Genomic DNA, 9,918 nt, shown 5'->3' on the forward strand with positions numbered 1-9,918 from the left:
CAACTCTTGTTCAAAGTGGTTTTATGATTTCAAAAACTCATCTTAGTGCTGAGGATACGGTGATTGTGGATGCAACAGAGGTAAAAATCAATCGTCCTAAAAAAATCAACTAGCCAATTATTCTGGTAAAAAGAAATATCATGCTATGAAGGCTCAAGCGATTGTCACAAGCCAAGGGAGAATTGTTTCTTTGGATATTTCAGTGAACTATTGCCACGATATGAAATTGTTCAAAATGAGTCGCAGAAATATCGGACAAGCTGGTAAAATCTTGGCAGACAGTGGTTATCAAGGACTCATGAAGATGTATTCACAAGCGCAAACTCCGAGGAAATCAAGCAAACTTAATCCACTAACTCTTGAAGATAAAGCCTATAACCATGTGCTATCTAAAGAGAGAATCAAGGTTGAGAATATTTTTGCCAAAGTAAAAACGTTTAAAATATTTTCAACAACCTATCGAAATCGACGCAAACGGTTTGGATTACGAATGAATTTGATTGCTGGCATTATCAACCGTGAACTAGGATTTTAGTTCCGCAGGAAGTCTAATCTAATCAACATAGGGTAGGGACGACTTATATTATGGTATATTGAAGTTAGAACAACACGTATTGCTTTTTAGATAATGACTAAAAAGCAATACGAATATCCTAATTACGTTGTATCTTCCTAGTTCAATCTACTATAAAATACTTTTCCTACTATATCTAACTAAGTTCCCCAACAAGAGATAGCAGTTAATGCTACTCCTGCTACAACAACAGCTACATTAAATTTAGCTAATTGAGATGGTTTTAATACTGATGCAGCAATATCTTTTATTATATCAACCGCTTTTCCATAATTATGAGACACCAAAGCATTTGTTAATATTTCTATCATATTTCTACCTTGCAGTGCATCCCATATAATTCCACCAAATGGTACGGAATTTATGACTACACAAGCCGCATATGCTCCTAAATCACGAGTCATACTTGGCAATACATAATTTTCAAAAATAAACTTCCCTTCTAAGCCGATATCTCCTGGTAGTTCTGCCCTTGCTTTTAGAGCATAGAAATCAGTTATAACGTATCTCTTTGTAGCCAAATCAACATGTCCAGCTTCCTCTAAATAGAATTTCAAGCTTTCAATCGCCTGTTCTGTCTGCTCTTGTTCGCTCAAGACAGCAGTTTGTCTTGTTGCTGTTTCAGACGCATAAATGCTATTTCCGACAGAGAAGAGCAATCCAAATATCATAATGAAAACCATACTTACTTTAAGTATAGTAGATTGAAACAAGATGTGAACAAATCGATTAGGAAAATAAAATTAATTTCTAGAAATATTTTAACAGTTATAACGTACTATTCCAGGTTCAATCTGCTATAATTTATGAGTCATTTTACTTCTCCTATTTAAGCTTACAAAAATAAAATCCTTCGGTTATCAATATATGAAACAATAAACCTTATAGTCCATTGGACTCACCTTCCTTTCATTTTTACAACTAGCGCATTATATCGGCCAGTTCCATGGGAAAACCGTAGCAATGCTGAATAAGAAAGCAAGAATAACTAAAAAACGAAAAACTTTTTTATTCATACTCTTTCCCTCCTATCTGTATTTCGTATCTATAGTATACCTCTTCTTTACTCTATTTTAAAATTAGTTAACTTTTTTCACACACTATTTTAGTTTTCTTTTTTACTATTCCTGTTATTATGATACAATATTTTTAATTGGATTTTATTATTTGTTAACTTTTTTCACGAAAAGGAGTAAATCATGCGTTATGATTTTGGAAAGATCTATAAAGAAATACGCGAGTCAAAAGGCTTAACCCAAGAAGAGGTCTGTGGGAATGTCCTCTCAAGAACCAGCCTATCAAAGATTGAAAGTGGTAAGGCAACTCCTAAATATGAAAACATGGAATTTCTTCTCCGACAGATTAATATGAGTTTTGAAGAGTTTGACTATATCTGCCATCTCTATCAACCGAGCCAACGAACAGAAATCATGCAAACCTATCTCAATATGAGCTCAATCCTAGGGACTAGTGAACTCGAAAAACTATTTCAAAAATGTCAAGACTATCTCAAGAACCACCACGATCTCCCTATAGAAGAAATCAGAGACATGCTTGAAGTTGTCATTTATATCCGTCAACACGGGACAGGGGAACTATCAGAACACGCAGAACAGGTTGCCAAAAAACTTTGGGAAAAAATTGAAAAACAAGATACATGGTATGAAAATGACCTAAAAATCCTCAATACCATCCTTTTCAGCTTTCCCATTGAACACCTCCATCTCATCACTGAAAAAATATTGCAACGCTTGGAAGTCTATAAAAACTATCAACATCTACATGACTTGCGAGTGGCAATCCTACTCAACCTCTCCACTATTTACTTATATAATCAAGACAAAAACATGTGTAAGCAAATCTGCTATACTTTACTAGAGGATGCCAAGAACAAGAAAAGCTATGATAGGCTTGCTATCTGCTATGTCCGTATTGGGATTTGTACAGACGATTCTAAACTTATCCAAAAAGGGGTCTCCCTTCTGGAGCTAACCGAGGAAACTTCTATGCTGTCTCATCTCAAAAAAGAAGTAGAGACCCATTATCAACCAAAGAAATTATAAAAAAGTCGAGGGGGTTCCTCGACCTTTTCATATTATTCTATTCATTATTTCTTAATACCAGCCGTTGTTAAGCCAGAAATTTTTAGCTCTGCCAAGCCACATAGTGTGCTTACTACTACGTGTCCATGTCACCATGAATCGCCGAACGATTTAACGAGAAAGTATGACTTTTACGTTTATCCCAACTCAATTATGACATCTTTTTTCAAAAGTCAATATATCTCACTCTTTTCAACGACAAGAAAGAGGCTGATAATCTATCAACCTCTTATCAATCTATCACTTTCTAGCTTCATTCGCTTTCTTAGCAACTGCAATCTGGTATGTCACTTGGTCAAATCCTGTACCTCCCAAGGAATTTCGTCTTTGAACAACAGTTTTAGGTTGTAAGTAGACATAAATATCCTCGGCAATGAGGGAATGATAGGTTTGCAATTCCTCCAAAGTCCAATCTTGAATATTTTTAGCAGACTTGATAGAGTCTAGCACTAATCTTCCCACAACCTCATGAGCTTCTCTAAATGGCAAGCCTTTCCCTGCTAAATAATCTGCTAACTCAGTTGCATTTGAAAAGTCCTTCTCTGTAGATTCTTGCATTTTTTCCTTGTTTACCTGCAAGCTAGATAACATACCTGCCAATACATCAAGGGAATTTAAAATCGTTTCGACCGTATCAAACATCCCTTCCTTATCCTCTTGCAGATCCTTATTATAAGCTAAAGGCAAGGACTTCATGACTGTCAATAGCCCAAACAGATTCCCATAAACTCTGCCAGTCTTTCCTCGAATCAGCTCAGCCATATCTGGATTTTTCTTTTGGGGCATAATAGAGGAACCTGTTGTAAACGTATCTGACAAGGTAATGAATTGGTACTCAAAGCTACACCAATTGATCATTTCTTCACAAAAACGGCTCATATGCATCATGAGTATGCTGGCATTGGACAGAAATTCTAAGATAAAATCGCGGTCACTAACAGCATCCAAAGAATTTGTATAAGGTTGCTTAAACTCTAACAAATCGCTAGACAATTGGCGATCAATGGGGAAAGTCGTCCCTGCCAAAGCTGCCGCACCTAGAGGGCATAGGTCTGTATGCTTCTGGTTAAATTCAAAACGTTCACTGTCTCTTTGAAACATATTGTAGTAAGCCATCAGGTGGTGGGCAAAACTAATAAGCTGGGCATGTTGCAGATGGGTATAGCCCGGCATAATAGTCTCCACATGATTTTCCGCTAAACCTAATAAAACACCCTTGAGATAAGCCAGTTTATCTAGGACATGGCCTAGTTGCTCCTTGAGATACAAGTGCATATCTGTCGCAACTTGGTCATTTCGAGAACGAGCCGTATGTAGTTTCCCTGCAAGGGGTCCAATTTTTTCTGTCAGCAACACTTCCATATTCATATGAATATCTTCGTTTGCAATATCAAAATCAAGTTGACCTGCCTCTAGCTCTTCTAAGAGCTCTTTCAAGCCTGCTTGAATCTTTTCTGACTCCTTCAAACTCAAAATGCCCGTCTGGCCCAACATCTGAACGTGGGCTAAAGAACCAATCACATCAAATTTAGCTAATTTCTGGTCAAAAGATATACTCGCACCAAAGCGCTCTACCCAGTCTTCGACAGTACCTTCAAAGCGACCACCCCATAATTTTGTATTCTTAGCCATATCACATCCACCTCTCTAGTCAATCGCCCTATTTGGCGCTTTTTTGAACCTCAGAATGAACCTTGGTTGGAAGTCCCCACAACTTAATAAAGCCAACAGCCGCATCTTGATCAAAGGTATCTGCACTAGTATACGTCGCCAAATTTTCATCGTAAAGAGAATTTGGTGATTTCCGTGCTACAACCTGAGCGCTCCCCTTATACAGTTTAACTTTTGCAGTCCCATTGACAACTTTTTGAGTCTCTTTAATATAAGCAATCAAGGCTTGAGTAGCCGGACTAAACCACAAAGCATTATAAATGAGATTTGATAATTCGTTTTCTATGATTGGTTTAAAATGGGCCACTTCTCTCACAAGCGTCAAGTCCTCAATTTCCTTATGAGCTGTCAGCAAGGTCACTGCACCTGGACACTCATAGATTTCTCTTGATTTAATCCCAACTAAGCGATTTTCCACGTGGTCAATCCGTCCAACCCCATGTTTTCCAGCTATTTCATTGAGTTTTTGAATCAAATCTGCCAATTTGAACCCTTCTCCATTGAGGGAAACAGGGATACCTTCACTAAACTCAATATCAATGTATTCTGGCGTATCTGGAGCTTGCTCTGGAGAAGTTGTGATGCCAAAGGCTTCTTCTGGAGCCTGATTCCATGGATTTTCCAAAATACCACACTCATTGGCACGTCCCCAAAGATTTTGGTCAACAGAGTAGGGATTGTCAAGGTCAGCAGGAACAGGTACCCCATTTTCCTTGGCATAATGAATTTCTTCCTCCCGAGACCATTTCCATTCACGAACTGGCGCAATCACTTTTAAATTGGGATCCAAGGCTGCAATCGATACTTCAAAACGTACTTGGTCATTCCCCTTACCTGTACAACCATGAGCAATTGTAGTCGCTCCTGTCTGATGCGCTATTTCAACCAATTTTTTAGAAATAAGAGGGCGGCTCAAGGCAGATACCAAAGGGTACTTTTGTTCATAGTAGGCATGTGACTGAAGAGCCACTAGCACATAATCTGTAGCAAATTCGTCCTTAACATCAATGACATAAGATTCTACTGCCCCAACCTTAAGAGCCTTATCATGGATGAAATCTAAGTCTTTCCCTTCACCCACATCCATACAAACTGCAACAACATCATAGTCTTTCTTTAACCAGGTAATAGCAACTGATGTGTCTAAACCGCCAGAATAGGCCAAAATTACTTTTTCTTTACTCATGTTCTTTTCCTTCTTTCTATTTTTCAATGGACGCTTTAAAGGCATCCTCAATGAGTTTGTCTAATTCTCCAGACTCCTTCAACTTTTGAATGGTTTTATCGACTGCCTCTTTCAATTCCTTGCTATCTTTTTTCATGGCGACCGCATAAGAATCATCCTGCTCTTTTTCAAAATTGAGGTCTGGGATTGCTAAATCAGGATTATTTTCCACAAATCCCTTGGCAACAGGTTCTTCAAAGATAACTGCATCCACTTGTCCTGATTTTAAATCTGTGATTAAATTCCCATTTTTAGGCAGAGATACGAGGGAAGAATTTTGTAGCAAATCTTTCGCCATCGTCTCTTGAATCGAACCTTTCTGCGCTCCGACCTTTTTCTGCGCTAAGTCGTTGACAGACTGATAACTGGCTAAATCAGTTTTTTTGACAATGAGCTTATTTTTTGAAGTATAGTAGGGAGTTGAAAAATCGAACACCTTGCTCCGTTCATCTGTCTTAGAAACACCAGATATGGCAAGATCGGCTTTTCCTGATCGAACACTAGCCAATACATTATCAAAACTCATAGGAGATAGTTCCAATTCGACACCTAGTTCTGTTGCGATAGCCTTGGCTAATTCGATATCTGAACCCACAATCTGATTTTTCCCATCAACCACTTTTTGGTATTCAAATGGAGCAAAATCTGGATTGAGGGCTACAACCAATTTTCCTTTGGACTTGATGGCTTCAATTCCAGCCGATTGATTGTTACTACAAGCCAATAGTAGGGGGAGCATCACTAAACCAAACATCGTCATCAACACCTTCTTCATCTTATTCATAATAAAACCTCCTTTATGTTTATTCCTTTCGGTTGTATAAATAATACACCTATACTCACCATTTGTCAAGCCTAAATTGAAAATTTTTTCAGTTTAAAACAAAAAAACCTAGAAATACTACATAAAAATGTCATTCCTAGGCGTATTTATGCTATTTTTATCTAAAAAAACATGAGTATTCAGTCAGCCAAAAGTAGCTAGACGAACTCATTTTCCCTTGCCCAATTCAATGATACGATGGCATTGTTGGGCTACATAAGCATCGTGGGTCACAATAATGACTGTTTCCCCTTCTCGATTCATCTCTAAGAGAAACTTCAAGACCAAATCTCTATTTTCAGGGTCCAGCGAACCTGTCGGTTCATCTGCTAAAATCAGCTGGCTGGGTTTTAAGATGGCTCTAGCAACTGCAATTCGTTGTTGTTCACCACCAGACAACTCGTAGACCTTTTGATGCAAAGTAGCTGACAAACCTACTCTCTCTAAAATCTCTTCCACCTTTTTGAGCTTGTCTTTCTTAGACAATTTCACATATTTCAGTGCCAGCATAAGATTGTACTCGACCGTTTCATCATCAATCAGGGCAAAATTTTGAAATATATAAGAGATATGTTCACGGATTATTGTTTGTGACTTGGCAGAATTAACCGCTAGATTTGTCTGACCAAAAATCTCATACCGTCCGCTATAGTCACCATCTATCAAACCTAATAAATTTAACAAGGTCGACTTACCACTACCACTCTTACCAACAATGGCTACCAAATCCCCCTGATCAATCCTGAGAGACAAGTTATCCAAAATCACTTTTCCCCCAATGGTTTTGGTAATATTTTCCAACTCAATCATAAGATGCCCCCTTTCAATAACTCTACTAGACTTCTTTTCTCCATCCTAGAAGCCAAAACTAGCACAAATAGTATATCCAGACATGTAAAGCCTGCAAACAGCAGGAGTGGCAAGAGCGCATGGGCAAAGAAAATCAAGACTAGAAGAGGGAGACTATAGCCCAACAAGAGTAGCACGAGGAGAGGACGGTAGCGATCAACCAGTTTCCACCCCATAAACTTCTTGGTAATGATATCCCTGCGCTTCAATAAGAAAGTGGTAACGAGTAAAAAGTAGGAGACAATCATACTGAGAAGAGCAAATAAGGCAAAAAGAACGTTAAAATTGCGAACAGAATCCCGATAGGTATCGACCATCTCCTCTTGAATGGCTTGAATCGATGAAAATTTTAAATAGCTACCATCAGATAAGTTATCAACTAACTCCGTGATCACTTTTTGATTTTGTTCTGTATTTTCAACTTTCATCGGGTTGTTTAAACCTGTCGTTGACAAGTGAGTCTTTTCTTCCCACATCATGTCTTGATCATTTACCAGACTAATGATTGGATTGTGGAGATTTTCCTTTCGCTCATTATTATAAGGGAAGAAGGACCAATCTCCTTCATAGTAGGCAATTTCTACATCCATATCTTCTATTGTTTGCTTTTGCTGTTCTTCATACCTCATAGAAAGATAGGCGATGGATTTTCCCAAGAACTGATTCTTGCCTTCTTGTCCTTTGTCACTGACTGGCAACAAAATCACCTTTTTAATGCCAACATCTGGTAGCTTAAAGCCCTTACTCTCTAAAAATTGACGGTTTGCATAGTAAACATCTACCTCATCAGGCAGTTGGTAGTGCTGCACTTGTTCTGCTTTGATGACTGGTTCGATAGGAAGACTCGCACCTCGCACATAGTTTACTTGTGTTTTTGTTAGCAAATCTTGATAAAATTGGTAGAAATAATCTGTAGATTTCCCTGAACCTGCTAGCTCTTCTTGCCACAGGTTATCATTGAGTTGGAAGGTTTCTAAGGTCAGGTAATTCCCTTGGCTTACCCACTTTTGCTGATAAGCAAGTTCTTTGTTTTCTTGTTCTAAACTTCTGCCCACCCCAATCAGTAAGGCCATCAGTAAAATAGTTGTCCCTATTTTCATCACATAATTGAAGATGAGACCAAGTTTGACAGATGAAAAACCTTTCAACATGGAACTGACTGTCATTTTCTGAATCATCAGGTAGGTCAGCCAACTGATGAACAAATACAACTGTAAAAGCAGGACTTGGGATAAAAGTAAACTTGGGAACAAAAGTTTTGGTCTGTAGTCTAGCACTAAAAATAGTCCCAAGTCAATGATAAGACTTCCACCCAAGAGAAGATGAAAATTAGTCTTTACAAAACCAGCCAAAATCGCCCTACTTTGAAAACCAAGTAACTTTTGAACCCCCACTCGTTTCATCTCCATCATCGGCTGATAAACTGTCATTAAAATCACAAGCAAGATTGCCAAGATAAAGATAATGATAGATAGTAACAAATCTTGATTTAGCACTCCAACCTGACTTCGATAAGTGGGTTCTAATAAAATCGTCTTATCTATCTGGAAAAAATCACTCCACTTTTGTAGAATGGTATCGCGATCTATCTCTTTGCTGGAGGTAATCATGTAGCGCCCATTTACAGTATGGGATTTATCCTCAATATAGGATTGGAAGGTCTGGAGTCGAATGAGTTTCACCTTTAAAAAGGTGGGAATGGTTCCTAGATTATTGGGAAGGTCCTGGTTGCTGTAGACTCCCTTCTCATTCTTTGAAAAATCAAGAGAAGTCAGACCGAACTCCTGATAGGGGAAGGTTTCCTTATCAAAAACACCAGCCTTGACGGCCTCATCTCCATTATCTACTTTGATAATAGAGACCTTGTCTTGGCTTACAACCTCTTCAAAAAACTGGAGAATAGTTTCTGTCGGTTTGGTGACATCTTTCAAGTACAAGTCAAATGAATAAGCTGTCTTGCCCATCTCCTGAATCCGCACCATTTCTCGTGTAACATTTACATTCAGGACAAAAAACGTAGTACACAGCAAGAGCAGGAGCATACAAAGATGACTGATTTTTTTCATAGAGATACCTCCCGTGAAGAGACGAAAGTGAGATAGGTGCAAGTGCTTTTTATTTTTTACTAAATTTTAAGTAAGTGTAAATAAATCCTGCACTTATAGCCAGAGTTGTCCACCATTTAAAATCAATATGCAAAAGTGAAAAGATTATAAAACTGATGATTAGAGAGGCTAAAATATAAACAATGATTAAAATTTTATTTTTCATAGGAATTGCCTTTCTGAATGGATTCTAGTGTTTACAGCTCATTTGTAAAGTTTACAATAAACAACTAGGGCAATTGTCAATCAGAATGTTCTTTTATCTGTCAATAACCCTAGAAAACCTTGTCGTTTCAAGTCTGAGAAATGTTTAGTTGAAAGACTTCCTTTTTGAAGTCCATCATCTCTGACCTGCAAATAATAGCTATGTTGGCTTGTTTTAATTGTCAAAAAATCGCCCAATATAAAAACTTTTTTCCAGTTGCGAATCTCAAATTCTTTTATCTCTGATTTTGGAATGCGGATAAGTCCTTGCCGCAAATCGCGATGATGCTCATTTGTGAAAGTCATCCCATTTCCAAGATTTCTTATCAGCAATTCATCTGGAGTTACCATCACTAGCGCTATTT

General features: G+C 38.0%; 7 protein-coding genes and 2 pseudogenes. 2 read left to right on the forward strand and 7 right to left on the reverse strand.

The annotated features are described in order from the left end of the window. A pseudogene (locus FGQ53_RS10115) lies at positions 1 to 535 on the forward strand (IS5 family transposase); the annotation flags it as partial. A gap of 179 nt (positions 536 to 714) precedes the next feature. Here FGQ53_RS10115 and FGQ53_RS10120 read toward each other — a convergent pair. Further along, positions 715 to 1,257, reverse strand: coding sequence for a streptococcin A-M57 (locus tag FGQ53_RS10120; protein WP_138338442.1), 543 nt, complete (start codon positions 1,255 to 1,257; stop codon positions 715 to 717). 516 nt (positions 1,258 to 1,773) lie between these two features. On the opposite strand from FGQ53_RS10120, the gene FGQ53_RS10125 reads away from it, so the two are divergent. After that, positions 1,774 to 2,637, forward strand: coding sequence for a helix-turn-helix domain-containing protein (locus FGQ53_RS10125; RefSeq protein ID WP_138338445.1), 864 nt, complete (start codon positions 1,774 to 1,776; stop codon positions 2,635 to 2,637). A gap of 279 nt (positions 2,638 to 2,916) precedes the next feature. Here the strand turns inward: FGQ53_RS10125 and argH are convergent, their stop codons facing one another. The 6 genes and pseudogenes from argH to FGQ53_RS10155 all read right to left on the reverse strand — a co-directional run. Continuing rightward, positions 2,917 to 4,308 (reverse strand): argininosuccinate lyase, encoded by a 1,392-nt coding sequence (gene argH, locus FGQ53_RS10130; protein ID WP_138338448.1) that lies wholly within the window; start codon positions 4,306 to 4,308, stop codon positions 2,917 to 2,919. 28 nt (positions 4,309 to 4,336) lie between these two features. After that, positions 4,337 to 5,533, reverse strand: coding sequence for an argininosuccinate synthase (locus FGQ53_RS10135; protein WP_138338452.1), 1,197 nt, complete (start codon positions 5,531 to 5,533; stop codon positions 4,337 to 4,339). 16 nt (positions 5,534 to 5,549) lie between these two features. Then, complete coding sequence (locus FGQ53_RS10140; RefSeq protein WP_138338455.1) at positions 5,550 to 6,356, reverse strand: ABC transporter substrate-binding protein; 807 nt, start codon at positions 6,354 to 6,356, stop codon at positions 5,550 to 5,552. 207 nt (positions 6,357 to 6,563) lie between these two features. Continuing rightward, positions 6,564 to 7,205: an ABC transporter ATP-binding protein gene (locus tag FGQ53_RS10145; protein WP_138338458.1), complete on the reverse strand. Its 642-nt coding sequence runs from the start codon at positions 7,203 to 7,205 to the stop codon at positions 6,564 to 6,566. Continuing rightward, positions 7,202 to 9,310 (reverse strand): bacteriocin-associated integral membrane family protein, encoded by a 2,109-nt coding sequence (locus FGQ53_RS10150; protein ID WP_138338462.1) that lies wholly within the window; start codon positions 9,308 to 9,310, stop codon positions 7,202 to 7,204. The genes FGQ53_RS10145 and FGQ53_RS10150 overlap by 4 nt, the downstream gene beginning before the upstream one ends. A 285-nt stretch (positions 9,311 to 9,595) precedes the next feature. Then, positions 9,596 to 9,918 (reverse strand): annotated as a pseudogene (locus FGQ53_RS10155) (hypothetical protein); the annotation flags it as partial.

It is taken from the genome of Streptococcus mitis, assembly GCF_005844455.1.
GTDB lineage: Bacteria > Bacillota > Bacilli > Lactobacillales > Streptococcaceae > Streptococcus > Streptococcus mitis_BF.

Coding starts and splice junctions, on each gene's coding strand:
- FGQ53_RS10120 (WP_138338442.1), bottom strand. CDS start 1,257: ATGGTTTTCATTATGATATTTGGATTGCTCTTCTCTGTCGGAAATAGC.
- FGQ53_RS10125 (WP_138338445.1), top strand. CDS start 1,774: ATGCGTTATGATTTTGGAAAGATCTATAAAGAAATACGCGAGTCAAAA.
- argH (WP_138338448.1), bottom strand. CDS start 4,308: ATGGCTAAGAATACAAAATTATGGGGTGGTCGCTTTGAAGGTACTGTC.
- FGQ53_RS10135 (WP_138338452.1), bottom strand. CDS start 5,533: ATGAGTAAAGAAAAAGTAATTTTGGCCTATTCTGGCGGTTTAGACACA.
- FGQ53_RS10140 (WP_138338455.1), bottom strand. CDS start 6,356: ATGAATAAGATGAAGAAGGTGTTGATGACGATGTTTGGTTTAGTGATG.
- FGQ53_RS10145 (WP_138338458.1), bottom strand. CDS start 7,205: ATGATTGAGTTGGAAAATATTACCAAAACCATTGGGGGAAAAGTGATT.
- FGQ53_RS10150 (WP_138338462.1), bottom strand. CDS start 9,310: ATGAAAAAAATCAGTCATCTTTGTATGCTCCTGCTCTTGCTGTGTACT.